Origin of the sequence: Streptomyces sp. R11 (genome assembly GCF_041051905.1) — a bacterium.
In the GTDB taxonomy this organism is placed as follows: domain Bacteria; phylum Actinomycetota; class Actinomycetes; order Streptomycetales; family Streptomycetaceae; genus Streptomyces.
Genome location: NZ_CP163432.1, coordinates 8924899 through 8940365, shown reverse-complemented (window position 1 = coordinate 8940365; position 15467 = coordinate 8924899). Strand labels below are relative to the sequence as shown.

Below are 15467 nucleotides of genomic sequence, written 5' to 3'. Positions count from 1 at the left end.
CCCCTGAAGGGGGAAGATTCTCGCCTACCTACCGTGCCGTTGAAGGACGTGGTGTCGAGAGGGTTCCTGCTTCGCTGCGCGGTGCGGGCACGGGGGCACGTCTTACCTGCGCTCCACAGGCTGTCACGGCCAGTCCGGCCGCCTTGGCGACGTTGACCGCCGCGTTGATGTCCCGGTCCAGGACCGCTCCGCACGCCCCGCATGTCCATTCCCTCACCTGCAGAGGCTTCGGGCCGTCCTTGGCGCCGCACACGGAACACACCTGAGAGGTCGGCTCGAACCGGCCGATCTTCACGAAGGCGCGCCCGTACCGGGCGGCCTTGTACTCCAGCATGCTCACGAACGCCGACCATCCGGCATCGTGCACGGACTTAGCCAGACGCGTGCGCGCGAGGGCCTTCACCGACAGATCCTCCACCGCGACCGCTTGGTTGTCGCGGATCAGCTGCGTGGAGAGCTGGTGATGGAACTCGCGGCGCGCGTCCGCGACACGGGCGTGTGCCCGTGCGACGCGGATCCTGGCTTTGTCCCTGTTCTTGCCGCCTTTCTCCTTGCGAGACAGGGCGCGCTGCGCCTTCTTCAAGCGCTTCTCGACCCGGCGCAAGAAGCGCGGGCTGTCGACCTTCGTGCCGTCCGAGAGGACCGCGAAGTGCCCGAGCCCCAGGTCGATACCCAGCTCGCGCGTCGCCTTCGGCAGCACCTCGGACGGGCTGCTCTCCACGACGAAGGAGGCGAAGTACCGGCTCGCCGAGTCCTTGACCACGGTCACCGTGGACGGCGTCGAGGGCAGCGTGCGCGACCACTTGACCTTGACATCGCCGATCTTGGGCAGGCGCAGCTTCTGCCCCGGGGTGATGGACCAGCGGGCGTTCGCAGTGAACCGGACCGCCTGCCGGGTGTCCTTGCGGGACTTGTACCGGGGCGCACCCACACGCGGCCGCTTGCCCTTCAGGCCGTCGAAGAAGTTCCGGTAGGCCGTGTCCAGATCGCGCAGAGACTGCTGGAGAACGACGACGGACACCTCGCCGAGCCAGGCCCGTTCCGAGGTGTTCTTCGCCTCGGTGATCAGGGTCTTCGACAGGTCGCCAGTCTTCGGGAACGGCAGGCCCTCGCTGCGGGCGGTCTCCCGAGCCCTGAGGGCGTCGTTGTAGACCACCCGCGCACACCCGAACGCCTTCGCCAACGCCGTGCGCTGACCGGCGCTCGGGTACAGGCGAAAGCTGTACCGAAGCTGCACGCGGATCACGCTACACAGCTGGTTTGGAGGTTTGGATGAGAACATTGGTACGGGCCGTCACTGCATCTTCCGCGTCTACGCGAGCAGGTATCTGACACGCTGCGAGGAGATCATGCGGGCCGTGTGCGAGGACTTCGAGTCCGAGCTGGTGGAGTTCATCGGCGGGGCCAACCACGTCCACCTGCTGGTGAACTTCTCGCCGAGCGGCAGAACCGGCCGCTCTGACTCTGGCCGAGGTGAACACTGCGGATCCGTGCGCACAGCTGGGGTCAGAGCGGGCCAAAAATTCGTTTCACCACCGAGCTGAGGCCCGGTGCACTGCGAATAGACCCGGTAGGGCCACACGCCGACGGCCGGGTGCCGCTCGCCGCTCCTGGAGGAGTGACGGGCGGCACCCGGCCGTCCGCCGCGTGCCGAATCCGCGGGATCAGGCGCTGCAGGAGGTGGTGCTGGTGGTGGAGGAGCAGGTCGAGGTGGAGGAGCAGCTGGTGGAACCGGCGAGTACGACCTCGCTGGCGTCCGAGTAGTCCGAGATCTCGAAGGTCTCCGACTCGAGCTCCAGGATCTCGTCGGCGAGGGCGGCGAGGGTCGACTTGTCAGCCATGATCACTCCTGACGTGGTCACACCACCGGGCTCCTCCCGGGGTGTTGGGCCCCCTCATTGGACCGGGCACCACTGACGCGATCAGCTGCGAAGCACTGACAGAGCGCTGACGGCCCGCGCCAGCACCGCGCCGGCGATCGGTCAGCGAGGTGACAGCGATCTGTCAGTGATCTGCCACTGTTCTGCCAGCGATGTGACGGCGGTCGGCTGCCGGTCCGCCGGATCATGCCCGGATGAGCCCCGCCGCGACCACCCCCACCGGCCGACACGCGCCCGTCCTGCGGCAGTTGGACACCGTGCTGCGCCCACTCGTCACCTTCGCGATGGACCTGCACCAGCACCCGGAGCCCTCCGGCGCGGAAACCCGGACCGCGGCCTGTCTCGCGGACGCGCTCGAGGCGGAGGGGTACACCGTGACGCGCGGCGTCGGCGGACACGGTGTGGTCGGCGCCCTCACGAACGGCGAGGGCCCGCGCGTGTATCTGCGCGCCGAACTCGACGCACTGCCGGTCCGCGAACGAACCGGACTGCCGTACGCCGCGGACGGCCCCCACATGCACGCCTGCGGGCATGACCTGCACATCGCCGCGGCGCTGGGCGCGGCGACGCTGCTGGCGCGTGCGCGTGCGCACTGGCGGGGCTCGGTGGTGGTCGTGGGCCAGCCGGCGGAGGAGACCCTGACGGGCGCGCGGGCGATGCTGGCGGACGGTCTCTACGACCGCTTCGGCCCCCCCGACGCCGTGCTCGCGCAGCACACGGCGCCGCTGCTGGGCGGAATGGTGGCCCATGGGCACGGGCAGCCGGTGCTGGCGGGTAGCGTCGGCCTCGACGTCACCCTGCATGGGCGTGGCGGTCACGCGGGGGCGCCGCAGCTGACGGTGGACCCGGTCCTGGCCGCCGCGGCGGTCGTGATGCGCTTGCAGGGCGTCGTCGCCCGCGAGAGCGCGCCGGCCGAGCAGACGACCCTCACGGTCGGTTCGCTCCACGCCGGCACGCGCAGCAACGTCGTACCGGAGAGCGCGACGCTCGGCATCACCGTGCGGGCTCTCACCCCGGCGGCGCTGGACCGGGCCGTGGCGGCGGTCGAGCGGATCGTACGGGCCGAGGCCACCGCGTCCGGCTGTCCGCGCCAACCGGAGATCACCGTCGTGTCCCGCTCGCCGGTGACCCTGCCGGACGAGCAGCTGACTGCGGCGATCCGTGACGCCCACCGAGAGGCGCTGGGCGCCGAGCGGGTGGCCGCGTGGCCGCCGTCGATGGCGACGGAGGACTTCGGCCTGTACGGCGATGCCGGGCGGGAGATCCACGGGTGTCCGGGGGTGCCGCTCGGCTATTGGATGGTCGGTGTGGTGGGTCCGCGGCAGTGGGCCGGGACGGCGGGCGCGGGCGGCACGGCGGAGCGCTTCGCTGCCCTCCCGGCCAACCACTCCCCCGAGTTCGCCCCGCACCTGCCCCTGGCCCTGCCGTCGGCGGCCACGGCTATGACTGTGGCGGCGCTGACGGCACTGGGGGCTCGACACTGAACGAGGTTTGATGCGTGTAGCGGACGGCTGCGGTCTGGGTATTTCCCTTGCATGCGCGGCGTGTTGAGGGTCAGCCCGTTGTGGGTGAGGACTGTTATGGGCCTGCGGATGCGGCAGTTCGAAGGCTGCCGACGGCGCCACCGGCCAGCGGCGGGAAAGGCCTCGCAGGCCTGAAACTGCGCGCCGAGAACCTCCGGCGGAAGGCGGCTCCGAAGGGCCGGCCGACGGGCCTGGTCCAGCACCACCTCGCGGCATGCGCTCAACCACTTCCAGTACGGTCTCGTCGGGGATATGGAGGGCGACGAGATCAAGTACACCCACGAGGACGACGCGGGCCGCGGAGCCCTCCTGAGGAAGCCGGCCAATCTGGCCCTCTGGACCGGACTCGCGCTCTGCATCGCTTTCATCGCCTGGGTGGCCTGGGGATTCCTCCAGTTCGACCACGACCTCGACAACCCCCGCGAAGACGGCTTCTCCGGCTGGCAATGCGACGCCGGCCACGACTGCGGCTCCTGAGGACACACCTCCCTCCGTCCGGCCGGCACACACCTCCACCGTCGACCAGGCCGGCCTCGTCGAACACCACCTCCGCAGCACGAGACTACGGCCCAACTCCCGAAACAGCGACGGCAGTTGAGCAGCTCCTTTACTTAGGATGGTCCCACTTGCGCAGGTCAATGTTTCGTAAGGCCAGGTACGGCGCGGGGAGCCCCGTACAGGACGATTGGGTAGCCAGTGCTTCTGAAGACGTTCGGCTGATCGTTCGCGGTCACCGCGCTCGGCCTGGTCGCGGCGGTGTTGTACGGGGGGTGGACCGGCTTCGGGATCGTCGCGATCCTGTCCATCCTCGAGATCTCGGTGTCCTTCGACAACGCCGTGGTCAACGCCGGGATCCTCAAGAAGGTGAATGCCTTCTGGCAGAAGATCTTCCTCACCGTCGGCATCCTGATCGCGGTCTTCGGCATGCGCCTGGTCTTCCCGGTCGTGATCGTCGCCGTCAGCGCCAAGATCGGCCCGATCGAAGCGGTACGGCTCGCGCTCGACGACAAGGACAAGTACCAGCAGTTGGTGACCGACGCCCACCCGTCGATCGCCGCCTTCGGTGGCATGTTCCTGTTGATGATCTTCCTCGACTTCATCTTCGAGGACCGGGACATCAAGTGGCTCAGCCGGCTGGAGCGCCCGCTCGCCAAGCTCGGCAAGGTCGACATGCTCTCCGTCTGCATCGCGCTCATCGTGCTGCTCGTCTCCGCGATGACCTTCGCCACCAACGCCCACCAGCACGGCGGCATCCATGCGGACAAGGCGGAGACCGTCCTGACCGCCGGCATCGCGGGCTTGATCACCTACCTGATCGTCGGCGGCCTCTCCGGCTGCTTCGAGAACAAACTCGAGGAAGAGGAGGAACGCGAACACGAGGCCGAGGAAGAGGCCGAGAGGAGCGGCAAGAAGGTCCCGGCGGTCGCGATGGCCGGCAAGGCCGCGTTCTTCATGTTCCTCTACCTGGAAGTCCTGGACGCGTCTTTCTCCTTCGACGGCGTCATCGCCGCCTTCGCGATCACCAACGACATCGTCCTGATGTCGCTCGGCCTCGGCATCGGCGCGATGTACGTCCGCTCGCTCACGGTCTACCTGGTCCGCCAGGGCACCCTCGACGACTACGTCTACCTGGAGCACGGCGCGCACTACGCGATCGGCGCCCTCGCCGTGATCCTGCTCGTCACCATCCGGTACGAGATCCACGAGGTCATCACGGGCCTCGTCGGCGTCGTCCTGATCGCCTGGTCCTTCTTCTCCTCGGTCCAGCGCAACCGCAGGTCGGCTGAGTGAGACCGACGTTCTCAGTGGTCCCTTGACACCCCGTCGCCGTCCTGACGCTGCTCTGGAACTCTTCGGCCACAGCGGTGACCGTCCCGCACCGCGCGCAGGGCGGGACGGTGCGCGAGCGCATGGCCGGCCCAGCGCCGTCTGCGGTCACGGTCAGCTCCGCTGTCTCGCACGGAATCGGCCCTGCTCCACCTCCTCGACTCGCCCCAGGCTCTTCAGTCGCTCCAGGTGCTGCACGGCCGTTCTGCGCTCGACCGGCCGCACATGTGGACCTTCGACGTGGGGTCGGTAGACCAGGCGGTGGTCGACGATGTCCTCGACCGTGCGTGGCTCGCTGAGGAAGTCGAGGAGCGCCGCTTCCCTCTTCTCCACGACAGCGGCAAAGACGTCGAGCCGGTGGCGGAACTCCGCGGGGCCCTCGATCACGCCCTTCTGGTGGGAGGTGCCGTACCAGCGGGCGTCGATGTCACGGCAACGACGCATCGAGGCCTCGTAGTCGGGGAGGTCGCTGCCGACGTCGCCGTAGTACGGGCCGAACGACGTCAGGTCGATGTCGGCGATGAACAGGAAACCGTCCGGCTCGATCAGGAAGCCACTGTGGCCTTCGGTGTGGCCGGGGAGGTGTACGACCGTCACCGTGCGGCCACCCAGGTCGAACACCGTGCCGTCGTCGAATGGCTTCGCGTCGGCACGTCCCTGGACGTGGAACTGGTCGCGCATCGTCCGGTCGACCTCGTCCACGTCACCCGGCGGAAGGCCGTACCCCGCGACCAGCGCCGCGCGGGAGCGCAGCGCGTCGAGGTCGCCGTGGTGGATGTGGACGGGGACGTCGTAGCTGCCGAGACCTGCGATGTGGTCCTCGTGCGCATGGCTGACGAGGACCACGTCCGCGGGCGGCGCGGCCTCGACGAGCGACAGCGACGGATCCACGACCAGCGATGCGCTCGTGCCGCGTACGAGGAGTGAGTTGCCGTACGGGTAGGCGCCCCGTCGCGGGCCCACAAGCACGCTGACGGCGCCGTATTCGATCGCTGTGTATCCCGTGGCGGGCATGTCCGTGTCTCACACCTCTCGATTCGGCATCCGGTCGTACGCCTCCTACCGCAGTTGCGTCCTGCTCAAAATGCCGCCCTGCTCCATCATGGCCTTCGCCACCCGGAGGCACTCGGCCACATTGGCGCCGAGGACACAGTCGTCGGGGTCGCCACCGTATGCCTCGGCCGTGGCTCGGCCCCGGATCCGACCCGGCCCGGATCACCCCGTGGGGCACGTCGTACGCCATGCCGGGGCCGGGTGGCTGATGGCAGCTGCGCGCGCCGGCCGATCAGGTCGACTTCCTCACGCGCGCTCTCGGTCCGGCACCTCGGTTATCACGCCCGAGAAGTGCCTTCCCCCTCACAGGTGTTCTTCCCAAGAGTGTCTTTCCCGGTTGCTTTCCCGAGCCGCCTTTCCCATCGAAGGGGACTGAGATGAGCATGTACGACTACGTCATCGTCGGTGCCGGATCCGCGGGCTGTGTGCTCGCGGCACGGCTGTCGGAGGACCCCGGGGTCCGGGTGGCGTTGATCGAGGCGGGCGGCCCCGACGCCGCGCAGGAGATCCATGTCCCGGCCGCCTTCCCCCAGTTGTTCAAGTCCGACGTGGACTGGGACCTCGACTCCGACCCGGAGCCCGGGATCGGCGGACGGCGGGCCTACCTGCCCCGGGGCAAGGTGTTCGGCGGCTCCAGCTCGATCAACGCCATGATCTACATACGGGGCAACCGGGCCGACTACGACGGCTGGGCCGCGGCCGGGGCGACCGGCTGGTCGTACGCCGATGTGCTGCCGTACTTCCGGCGTGCCGAGGACAACGAGCGCGGTGCGGACGATTTCCACGGCACGGGCGGCCCGTTGACGGTCAGCGAGGGCAGGTCCTCGCATCCGCTGGCCTCGGCGTTCGTGCGGGCCGCGGCGCAGGCCGGGCACAAGGCGAACGACGATTTCAACGGCGTGACGCAGTTCGGTGCAGGGCGCTATCAGCTCACACAGCGCAACGGATTGCGCTGCAGCGCGGCAGTGGCCTATCTGCACCCTGCCCTCGAACGCCCCAACCTCACCGTGCTCTCCTCGGCCCGAGCTCACCGCGTGGAGGTGGAGGGCGGCCGGGCGACTGGCGTGGAGGTGGAGCGGGGCGGCACGGTCGAGGTGGTGCGCGCCGAGCGCGAGGTGATCCTTTCCGCGGGCGCCTACGAGTCTCCGAAGCTGCTGATGCTGTCCGGGATCGGCCCGGCCACCACCCTGTCCGCCTTCGGCATCGGCGTCGTACGCGATCTCCCGGTCGGTCAGGGCCTCCAGGACCACTACATGGCGCTGCTGAACTTCCGCACCCACGAGGAGTCGTTGATCAGCGCGGCGAGCGCGGACAATGTCGCGCTGTTGCAGAGCCAGGGACGCGGGCCGCTGACCTCGAACGTCGGCGAGGCCGGCGGCTTCTTCCGCAGCCGGGACGAACTGGAAGCCCCCGACCTGCAGTTCCACGCCGCGCCCGTGCTGTTCCACCAGGAGGGGCTCGGCCCGGTCGCCGAGCACGGGTTCTCCTTCGGCCCGTGCGTGCTCGCCCCGACCAGCCGCGGCGCGGTGACCCTGCGTTCACCGCGCCCGGACGTGGCGCCCCGGATCGTGCACAACTACCTGACGACGGCCGAGGACAGGGACGCCCTCGTCGCCGGCATCCGGATCGCCCTGGAGATCGCCGAGCAGCGGGCGGTGGCCGACCTCGTGACCGGGCCGTACGACGTGCCGGCCGCGGACTCCGACACGGAACTCCTGGCCTGGGCACAGCGGTCCGGGCAGACCCTGTACCACCCGACCTCGACCTGTGCCATCGGGTCGGTGGTCGACCCCGAACTGCGTGTGTACGACGTCGAGGGCCTGCGGGTCGTCGACGCGTCCGTGTTCCCGGCGGTGCCGCGCGGGAACACCAACGCGCCCACGATCATGGCCGCGGAGAAGGCGGCCGACCTCGTCAAGGGAGCCGCGTGATGGCGCCGTCCCTGCCCGCGACCGACCGGAGGTGGGCGCTCGACCGGGCCGTCGACGACCTGGTCCGCGGCTAGGCCGCCTGCGGGCTGCGCCGGCCGCGCGAGCTGCTGGAGCGGGTGCACGCGGCGGCCGCCGCGCGGGCCCAGGCGTGGGTGGACGCCGCCCTGGCGTACAAGCGGCTGCTGGAGGGCAGTCCGCTGGTCGGCCAGGAGTGGATCACGGCCCGTATCCGGTGCTGACCTCGGCGGGCGCGCTCGCCGCGAGCATCAAGGCCCTGCAGAAGGGCCGCAGTCCCGTCGTCGGGTTCTCCGTCCGCGGGCGCCCGGCGGGCGCGTCCCGGTCCGAGTCCTGCCCCACAGCGTCTGGGACCAACTGCTGCTGACCGGCTTCAGCGCCGAGGTGTGGACGCCGCGGGCGTCACGGAGGAGACGGTACGCGCCCGCTCGGTGTGAACCTGATCGCGCATCCGGGGACGATGGCCGTCCTGGGGCCCCGCGCTCGACGAGGCGACTCGCCGAACTCCGCTACGGCACGGTCGCGTTGAACGCGTGGACCGGCGTCGGCTATCTCACCGAGACCGCCTCCCGGGGCGCCTTCCCGGGCCACACGCTCGACGACGTGCAGAGCGGGCATCGGCGTGGTCCACAGCGCGCTGCTCCTGGACGGACCGGAGCGCACGGTCGTACGAGGCCCGTTCCGTCCGGCACCCCGGTCGCTCCTGCACGCCGAGCCGGTGATGTCCCCCAAGCCCCCGTGGTTCGTCACCAACCGCACCGCGGCGACCACCGGATGGCTCTCGCCGACTTCGCCGCCGCGCCCAGCTGGTCGGCACTGCCGAGGATCTTCGCCTCCGCGCTGCGCGGCTGAAAACCGACACCCGGCCGCTAGGCTGCAACTCGCCCGAAAAGGGGGAAATCATGACGATGACCGCAATCTAGAGGAGCTTGCCGGTGCATTCCTGGCTCTCCGAACGCCGTCGAGCGGGAGTGAGCAGCCTCGTCGCGGTCTGCGTGGCAGCGTTGCTCGGCCTCGTGCTCGTGCTCGACGACGACACGGCGCCGTTCTCGGTGGGGGATGCGGGCGTGCTGGTGCTGTTCGCCTATCTCTTCACCTACCTCGTCGTCACGCTGCCCGCGTTCTCGACCGCCCCCGAGGAGCGGATCCGCAACTGGGCGGAGCGCAGCGCCCGGGGCACGGTGATGCAGCGCTACGTGCTCGGGACCGCGCCCGGGCCGGGAGCGTCGCTCCTCATCGCGGCGGCGGCGCTCGTGGTGGCCGTCGTGTGGCGCCCCGGGCACATCGGCTCTCAGTTTCCCGTCGAACCCCGGGTGACGGCGGCGCTCACCCTCGTCGTCACCGCCTGGATCTGCGTGTGCGTGTCCTTCGCGGTCACCTTCCTGGCCGACAACCTGCTGGAGAACGAACGGGGCCTGGAGTTCCCCGGTACCCAGTCCGCCGCCTGGGCCGACTACGTCTATTTCGCCCTGTCGGTCATGACGACGTTCGGCACGACGGATGTCTCGGTGATCTCCCGCGAGATGCGCCGAACGGTGGCGGCCAACTCGGCGATCGCGTTCGTCTTCAACACGGTGACGGTGGCCAGCCTGGTGGGCGCCCTCGACACCGGCTGACCGGGGCCCGGACGGTCGCCCAACGTGCTCTGGCGAGGCCAGGTCACCCGCGCGAGGTGCCCCCGCCTGGTCAGGCAGCCGCATCGATCGCGCCTCTGGGTCGGGTATGGCAACGGATCGCTCAAGAGCTGTCGCTGACCACCGAGCCGAGGCAACAGCCGCCGGCACGTGAGAGGGCCCCCTCAACAGGGGACGCTCGCGTCGCCGGCGCCCGCCGCGGCCGGGATACCACCCTTCAGGAACGGCCATGCGCGGCGTCGTCGCCCGTGGTCGAGACCCGGCTGTGGACGCGGATATCGGGACCGTGGTGGTTCGGCGGCCCGAGGGACCGAGAGCGCACTTCTGCCTCGGGCCGCGGCAGGGTTGGCCGTGCACGAGGTCGTCAAACGGCCATGCCGTAGACGATGGTGAACACGGTGCCGAGTGAGCCGATGATGAATACGCCGGTCAGTCCAGCGACGATCAGGCCCTTGCCTTGCTCGGCGCTGAATGTGTCGCGCAGGGCCGTGGCGCCGATCCGCTGCTTCGCCGCGCCCCAAATGGCGATTGCGAGACAGATCAGGATGGCGAGTGCCATGACCACCTGGATCATCGTCTTGGCCTCGGTACCGAGAGCCCCGAAGGGCCCCCAGTCGGGGGCGATACCCCCGATGATCGTGTTGATGTCGCCCTTGTCGGCGGCCAACTGCATGGTGTGCCCCTCCCGTTGGTGTCCCGGTCCTCGTCCTCGTCGTCAGCCGTGGCCGACAAGGTCCACCGTAGCGATCGGTCGAGTCGACCTCGACGGGTCCAGCACGGCGGCCGTGGCATCGGCCAACGCCCCGTCGTCGGTCTGTGGCCGGAGGGCATTCAGCACGATGAGGCCATGTTGTGTGAGACCGGCATCGGCGGACTCATCGATGCCCGTCCCGGCGACGACACCGGCCGACCGCCCCACACCCCGCCCGGAAGGCGCCGCACCAGCTGAGCTCGTTCAGGTCCGGCCGATCCGGTGACCGCCTCAACCCACTGATCGGGGTACGGGCGGTTCGGCCTCCAATGAGGCCGAACCGCCCGTACCCTTCGTAAGGTCTACGGCGTCACATAGCGGGCGCCCAACACTGGAGGCAATACCTCGTGCTGATTGCTCAGCGTCCCTCGTTGACCGAAGAGGTCGTCGACGAATTCCGCTCCCGGTTCGTGATCGAGCCGCTGGAGCCGGGCTTCGGTTACACCCTCGGCAACTCCCTGCGCCGGACCCTCCTGTCCTCGATCCCGGGTGCGGCGGTCACGTCCATCCGCATCGACGGCGTGCTGCACGAGTTCACCACCGTGCCGGGCGTCAAGGAGGACGTCACCGACCTGATCCTCAACATCAAGCAGCTGGTCGTCTCCTCGGAGCACGACGAGCCGGTCGTGATGTACCTGCGCAAGCAGGGTCCGGGTCTGGTCACCGCCGCCGACATCGCGCCCCCGGCCGGTGTCGAGGTGCACAACCCCGATCTCGTCCTCGCCACGCTCAACGGCAAGGGCAAGCTGGAGATGGAGCTCACGGTCGAGCGTGGCCGCGGTTACGTCTCCGCCGTGCAGAACAAGCAGGTGGGCCAGGAGATCGGCCGTATCCCGGTCGACTCCATCTACTCGCCGGTTCTGAAGGTCACGTACAAGGTCGAGGCCACGCGTGTCGAGCAGCGCACCGACTTCGACAAGCTGATCGTCGACGTCGAGACCAAGCAGGCGATGCGTCCGCGTGACGCCATGGCCTCCGCCGGTAAGACCCTGGTCGAGCTGTTCGGTCTCGCCCGCGAGCTGAACATCGACGCCGAGGGCATCGACATGGGTCCGTCCCCGACGGACGCCGCGCTCGCCGCTGATCTGGCGCTGCCGATCGAGGAGCTGGAGCTCACCGTTCGGTCGTACAACTGCCTCAAGCGCGAGGGTGTCCACTCGGTGGGTGAGCTCCTGGCTCGTTCCGAGGCCGACCTGCTCGACATCCGCAACTTCGGTGCGAAGTCCATCGACGAGGTCAAGGCGAAGCTGGCCGGGCTGGGCCTGGCGCTCAAGGACAGCCCGCCCGGATTCGACCCGACCGCCGCTGCCGACGCTTTCGTCACCGACGACGACGCGGACGCGGGCTTTGCGGAGACCGAACAGTACTGAGCGTGTCGCCAGGTCGCTGGGCCAGGATCCTCCAGACCTTCCGCCACCGACGCCTTGACCGGGACCATCATGCGTCGACGTCGTTGTAGGTCTGCAGGCTGCCCTTGAGGCAGTACACCTCCTGGCCCTTCAGGCGCCGCGCGCACTGGCTGCAGGACCCGGGCTCGCAGCCCACGCCGACCCGGTCGCCGACTCTGCCCCGGACCGGAACAGCAGGACACCCTCACGACGCAGCGAAGATCACGTCAGGGCGTGGGGGTCTCTTCGCCTGCTGTGCCGGCCACCCAGCCCTCAATGAGGTCGGGGAGTCCGGGGCGAGTACCCGTTTCTGATGCCCTCGCGCGGATGGACGGGTCGGGCGTGGGTCGGTGCGATCATCTCGACAGGGTCGGGGGTGGGGCCGACGCCGCTGGAGGCCGTCGGCATCTCATTGGGGGGACGGCATGCGCCGTTGACTCAAGGCCGCAACTGTCGCGGCAAGTCTGGTCCTGTTCGGGACTCAGTCGGCCGTGGCCAGTTACACAGTTGGCTGGAAGACCGTCAGTACGAACTCCAACTGGTACTGCGGAGACTATGTAGCGCACAGAGACCTACGAGCCCGGGATGGTCGGCCTCAGTTTCAAGGCGTGCACGGTTGTGAACGCCAGTGGCGGCGCGCAGGCCGTTCTGGTCGCGCAGAACGCGAACGAGCTCCATCTCTGGCGTATGCAGAAGGGCCGTGTGGTGTTCGAGTCGCAGCTCGGGGGCGACGTCTGGTGCGCCGCATCCAACCTCGAGTCGGGCTTCACCCGCGGGTTGCTACGCGCCCACCGTTCCGGTTGGTAAGTGCAAGCGTGTGCTCTCTCCGTACGTCGAGATGACGATCAACGGGGTCACCGAGCGAGCCTACGGAAGGGCCGCCTACACGCCGTGCCGAGGCCCCCTTCGGGCCTACGCGTTGGTTCCGTGGCAAAGAACGCGGGACGGCCAGCCGCCACAAGGGCGGCTGGCCGTAGCGGCAGAAAGCGGCCCCCTTGGCAGCCCCTCATGTCGCGGCGTTCGGCGGGACGCGATCTCCGGATGCCGGCGGGCGAGGCGGATCAGCAACTCCCTTGCGATGAGGAAATCCTGGGCGTCGGCAGGGGTGACCCATCACGAGCAGCAGCTAGGGCCGCGAACTACAGGGCGAACGTTGCCTGATGCGGTTCTAGTTCCGGTACCGGAACACGATCCGGCCGCGCGTCAGATCGTAGGGCGGGAGCTCCACCAGCACCCGGTCTTCCAGCATGATCTTGATGTAGTTCTTGCGGATCTTCCCGCTGATGTGCGCGAGCACCTGGTGGCCGTTCTCGAGCTCCACGGTGAACATGGCGCTGCGCAGGCACTCGACGACCTTGCCCTCGACTTCGATGACGTTCCTGTTCTTCGTCATCGCACCAGCTCCAGATTGCTGCCCATGGGCCGGGCGCCGATGCCCTCGAACAGCGCCGAGGCTGATTGGTTGGACTCGTGGACCTCGGTCCAGGCTGCGGCGATCCCGGTGCGGTGCAGCGTCCCCAGCGCGTGGGCCAGCAGCGCCCGCGCGATGCCGCGGCGCTGGTCCCCGGCCCGGACGGCGACCAGCCCGATGCGCGGCCGGGTCACCGTCACCACGCGGATCAGCCCCAGGTAGCGGTCCGGCGCCGCGGCCACCGCGTACTTTGACGGGTCGACGATGGTGTCGCCTTCGGGGCGGGGAATTACCTCCGCGGGCATCGACTGCCACCCGAGGGTCGCCTCGACCTCGTCACGGATCGCGCGGTCCACGGCCCGCAGCAGCCTCTCGTCCGCCTGACCGGCGGGCACGAGCGTCACGCCCGAAGGCGGCAGGACTGCTTCGAGCCCTGTGACCCGGGGGTCGGTCGGCACGACGTACTCCCACTCGCGGCGCCGGACCGTGAATCCGGCCCGCCGCCAGCCGGCCGTCAGCTCGACGTCGGCTTCGTCGACCACTGTGTACAGCGGCGTCGGCAGTTTTGCCAGCATCGCCTCGGCGAGCCGGTCGAACGCGGCGTCGTGCCAGGCATCGATGCTGACGAACAAGCGTCCGTCGGGCCGGTGCTCCGCATACCCGCGGCCGACCACCAGGTCGTCATCCAGTGCATGCCATTGCCTGTCCGCGACGCGCGTGATCATCATCGCGTTCTCGCTCAGGCCAGAGGTAAAAGGCTTCGTGTTCATCGGAGTCTCCTTCAGGAGTGCCTCGATCTCAGGCGCTCCTGGCGACACCGAACGTCAGCCGCCGGACCGTGACGGGATGAGGGAGCACCCACGGGTAACTGTGTTCACGGGGCTCACCTCCATACGACGACTTCACGGTCCACCACGAAGGTAGCAACGGGGCGCCCCCGCACTCCAACCCTTTTCCATGAGCTCGTAACGCGATCATGATCCGGCTCTGATCCAACCCTGAGGCATCCCCCACGCCACCCCTGATCTGTCCCCGATCCGCCCCCGATATGTGTCAGGAATCTTTGACAGGTACCGGAAGGGGCTGTCAGCCTTTTCTGACAGGTACGGCGGAAAGGGGCCGCGATGCCCGAGGTCCCGCCTCCGGCGCCGACGGGTGATGAGTTGCTGAAGGTGCTCTCCGCCCTCGGCAATCCGCACCGCATGCGGATCGTCGCGGCGCTGCTGGAGAGCCGGAACTACGTCAGCGCGCTGGCCCGTGAGATCGGGATGAGCCGTCCGCTGCTGCACATGCACCTCCAGCGACTGGAGGCGGCCGGACTGGTCGTCGGCACGCTCGAACTCGCGGAGGACGGCAAGGCGATGAAGTACTTCGATGTCACGCCGTTCTTCTACGAGTTGACTCCCGACGTCGTCGCGCGGGCGGCCGCGACGCTCAGCGAGGCCGAGAAGTCCCAGCCCGAGAAGACCGAGGCCGAGAAGACCGAGGCCGAGAAAGAGGAAGCGAAGTGAATGGGGAACAGGTGACGCTCGCCGACAGTGCCGACACCGTGGGTGCTCTGGTCGGAGCCGTGGGCGCGGCCGGGGTCTTCACCCTGCTGATCGTGATCGTGTGGCAGGCCGCCGCCACCTGGCGGGCCCGGATGCTGGCCGCGCGCGAACAGCAGTACAAGGACCTCGCGGCGAAGTAAGCCCAACTCCTGGAGGACACCGTGGAGTTGCAGCGCCGCACCGCCGAGGGGCAGCAGCAGACCCTCAACACCCGCCCCCGACCTTCTGTACACGGTGCTACGCCGAGAGGGATCGGGGGCGCAGGTCGGTCCAGTGGGACTCGATGTACTCCAGGCACGCCTCCCGGGAGTTCTCGGCGAAGACGATCGTCCACCCGCCGGGCACTTCGGCGAAGGACGGCCAAAGGGAGTGCTGGCCCTCGTCGTTCACAAGGACCAGGAAGCGGCCTTCGTTGTCGTCGAAGGGGTTGGTGCTCATGGCGAGTTGCCTCCTCGAAACGTCAACATTAGGTTAGCCTGACCTAATTGACAGGAGCTTAGCCGT

The 15467-nt window shown here is 68.8% G+C and carries 16 protein-coding genes and 2 pseudogenes; 11 read left to right on the top strand and 7 right to left on the bottom strand.

All coding sequences use genetic code 11. The features are described 5' to 3' along the window. Positions 1-28: 28 nt before the first annotated feature. Complete coding sequence (locus tag AB5J55_RS41290; RefSeq protein WP_369275555.1) at positions 29-1237, bottom strand: RNA-guided endonuclease InsQ/TnpB family protein; 1209 nt, start codon at positions 1235-1237, stop codon at positions 29-31. Between the two features lie 91 nt (positions 1238-1328). Here AB5J55_RS41290 and AB5J55_RS41285 point away from each other — a divergent pair. After that, a pseudogene (locus AB5J55_RS41285) lies at positions 1329-1439 on the top strand (transposase); the annotation flags it as partial. Positions 1440-1664: 225 nt separating this feature from the next. On the opposite strand, the gene AB5J55_RS41280 reads toward AB5J55_RS41285, so the two are convergent. Further along, positions 1665-1841 carry a thiazolylpeptide-type bacteriocin gene (locus AB5J55_RS41280; protein WP_053760578.1) on the bottom strand — a complete coding sequence of 59 codons (177 nt, stop codon included), beginning with the start codon at positions 1839-1841 and terminating at the stop codon, positions 1665-1667. A 323-nt stretch (positions 1842-2164) separates the two neighbouring features. Here AB5J55_RS41280 and AB5J55_RS41275 point away from each other — a divergent pair, with 323 nt between their 5' ends. From AB5J55_RS41275 to AB5J55_RS41265, 3 genes are all read left to right on the top strand, one after another. Next, positions 2165-3364, top strand: coding sequence for an amidohydrolase (locus tag AB5J55_RS41275; RefSeq protein ID WP_369276443.1), 1200 nt, complete (start codon positions 2165-2167; stop codon positions 3362-3364). Between the two features lie 291 nt (positions 3365-3655). Continuing rightward, positions 3656-3880: a hypothetical protein gene (locus AB5J55_RS41270; RefSeq protein ID WP_369275554.1), complete on the top strand. Its 225-nt coding sequence runs from the start codon at positions 3656-3658 to the stop codon at positions 3878-3880. Between the two features lie 267 nt (positions 3881-4147). After that, the gene (locus AB5J55_RS41265) at positions 4148-5194 is read left to right on the top strand and encodes a DUF475 domain-containing protein (protein WP_369276442.1); all 1047 of its coding nucleotides are present in this window, start codon (positions 4148-4150) and stop codon (positions 5192-5194) included. 150 nt (positions 5195-5344) lie between these two features. Here the strand turns inward: AB5J55_RS41265 and AB5J55_RS41260 are convergent, their stop codons facing one another. Further along, positions 5345-6244 (bottom strand): MBL fold metallo-hydrolase, encoded by a 900-nt coding sequence (locus tag AB5J55_RS41260; protein ID WP_369275553.1) that lies wholly within the window; start codon positions 6242-6244, stop codon positions 5345-5347. A 416-nt stretch (positions 6245-6660) separates the two neighbouring features. Here AB5J55_RS41260 and AB5J55_RS41255 point away from each other — a divergent pair, with 416 nt between their 5' ends. The 3 genes from AB5J55_RS41255 to AB5J55_RS41245 all read left to right on the top strand — a co-directional run bounded on the left by AB5J55_RS41255 (position 6661) and on the right by AB5J55_RS41245 (position 9845). After that, the gene (locus AB5J55_RS41255; protein ID WP_369275552.1) at positions 6661-8214 is read left to right on the top strand and encodes a GMC family oxidoreductase; all 1554 of its coding nucleotides are present in this window, start codon (positions 6661-6663) and stop codon (positions 8212-8214) included. A gap of 116 nt (positions 8215-8330) precedes the next feature. Next, a complete protein-coding gene (locus AB5J55_RS41250) occupies positions 8331-8453 on the top strand; it encodes a hypothetical protein (RefSeq protein WP_369275551.1) in 123 nt (40 codons plus the stop codon). Positions 8454-9164: 711 nt separating this feature from the next. Continuing rightward, complete coding sequence (locus AB5J55_RS41245) at positions 9165-9845, top strand: DUF1345 domain-containing protein (RefSeq protein ID WP_369275550.1); 681 nt, start codon at positions 9165-9167, stop codon at positions 9843-9845. Between the two features lie 382 nt (positions 9846-10227). On the opposite strand, the gene AB5J55_RS41240 is transcribed toward AB5J55_RS41245, so the two are convergent. Then, positions 10228-10536: a hypothetical protein gene (locus AB5J55_RS41240; protein ID WP_369275549.1), complete on the bottom strand. Its 309-nt coding sequence runs from the start codon at positions 10534-10536 to the stop codon at positions 10228-10230. A 425-nt stretch (positions 10537-10961) separates the two neighbouring features. Between AB5J55_RS41240 and AB5J55_RS41235 the strand changes: the two genes are divergently transcribed. Beyond that, positions 10962-11984, top strand: coding sequence for a DNA-directed RNA polymerase subunit alpha (locus tag AB5J55_RS41235; protein ID WP_369275548.1), 1023 nt, complete (start codon positions 10962-10964; stop codon positions 11982-11984). Between the two features lie 603 nt (positions 11985-12587). After that, positions 12588-12809 carry a hypothetical protein gene (locus AB5J55_RS41230; RefSeq protein ID WP_369275547.1) on the top strand — a complete coding sequence of 74 codons (222 nt, stop codon included), beginning with the start codon at positions 12588-12590 and terminating at the stop codon, positions 12807-12809. Between the two features lie 361 nt (positions 12810-13170). Here AB5J55_RS41230 and infA read toward each other — a convergent pair whose 3' ends face one another. Continuing rightward, on the bottom strand, positions 13171-13395 hold the full coding sequence (gene infA, locus AB5J55_RS41225) for a translation initiation factor IF-1 (protein WP_161241757.1): 225 nt from the start codon (positions 13393-13395) through the stop codon (positions 13171-13173). After that, positions 13392-14183 (bottom strand): GNAT family N-acetyltransferase, encoded by a 792-nt coding sequence (locus AB5J55_RS41220; RefSeq protein ID WP_369275546.1) that lies wholly within the window; start codon positions 14181-14183, stop codon positions 13392-13394. Before AB5J55_RS41220 ends, infA begins: the two co-directional genes overlap by 4 nt. Before the next feature lie 354 nt (positions 14184-14537). On the opposite strand from AB5J55_RS41220, the gene AB5J55_RS41215 reads away from it, so the two are divergent. Together AB5J55_RS41215 and AB5J55_RS41210 are read left to right on the top strand one after the other, a co-directional pair. Then, the gene (locus AB5J55_RS41215) at positions 14538-14924 is read left to right on the top strand and encodes an ArsR/SmtB family transcription factor (protein ID WP_369275545.1); all 387 of its coding nucleotides are present in this window, start codon (positions 14538-14540) and stop codon (positions 14922-14924) included. Beyond that, positions 14921-15100, top strand: a pseudogene (locus AB5J55_RS41210) (hypothetical protein); the annotation flags it as partial. The gene AB5J55_RS41215 and the pseudogene AB5J55_RS41210, both read left to right, overlap by 4 nt. 100 nt (positions 15101-15200) lie before the next feature. On the opposite strand, the gene AB5J55_RS41205 reads toward AB5J55_RS41210, so the two are convergent. Continuing rightward, positions 15201-15401 (bottom strand): MbtH family protein, encoded by a 201-nt coding sequence (locus AB5J55_RS41205; RefSeq protein ID WP_369275544.1) that lies wholly within the window; start codon positions 15399-15401, stop codon positions 15201-15203. Positions 15402-15467: the final 66 nt, after the last annotated feature.

Excerpts from the sequence above, each read along its gene's own strand:
- AB5J55_RS41280 (WP_053760578.1), bottom strand. The coding sequence starts at position 1,841 with ATGGCTGACAAGTCGACCCTCGCCGCCCTCGCCGACGAGATCCTGGAG.
- AB5J55_RS41275 (WP_369276443.1), top strand. The coding sequence starts at position 2,165 with ATGGACCTGCACCAGCACCCGGAGCCCTCCGGCGCGGAAACCCGGACC.
- AB5J55_RS41270 (WP_369275554.1), top strand. The coding sequence starts at position 3,656 with ATGGAGGGCGACGAGATCAAGTACACCCACGAGGACGACGCGGGCCGC.
- AB5J55_RS41260 (WP_369275553.1), bottom strand. The coding sequence starts at position 6,244 with ATGCCCGCCACGGGATACACAGCGATCGAATACGGCGCCGTCAGCGTG.
- AB5J55_RS41255 (WP_369275552.1), top strand. The coding sequence starts at position 6,661 with ATGAGCATGTACGACTACGTCATCGTCGGTGCCGGATCCGCGGGCTGT.
- AB5J55_RS41240 (WP_369275549.1), bottom strand. The coding sequence starts at position 10,536 with ATGCAGTTGGCCGCCGACAAGGGCGACATCAACACGATCATCGGGGGT.
- AB5J55_RS41230 (WP_369275547.1), top strand. The coding sequence starts at position 12,588 with ATGGTCGGCCTCAGTTTCAAGGCGTGCACGGTTGTGAACGCCAGTGGC.
- infA (WP_161241757.1), bottom strand. The coding sequence starts at position 13,395 with ATGACGAAGAACAGGAACGTCATCGAAGTCGAGGGCAAGGTCGTCGAG.
- AB5J55_RS41220 (WP_369275546.1), bottom strand. The coding sequence starts at position 14,183 with ATGAACACGAAGCCTTTTACCTCTGGCCTGAGCGAGAACGCGATGATG.
- AB5J55_RS41215 (WP_369275545.1), top strand. The coding sequence starts at position 14,538 with ATGCCCGAGGTCCCGCCTCCGGCGCCGACGGGTGATGAGTTGCTGAAG.
- AB5J55_RS41205 (WP_369275544.1), bottom strand. The coding sequence starts at position 15,401 with ATGAGCACCAACCCCTTCGACGACAACGAAGGCCGCTTCCTGGTCCTT.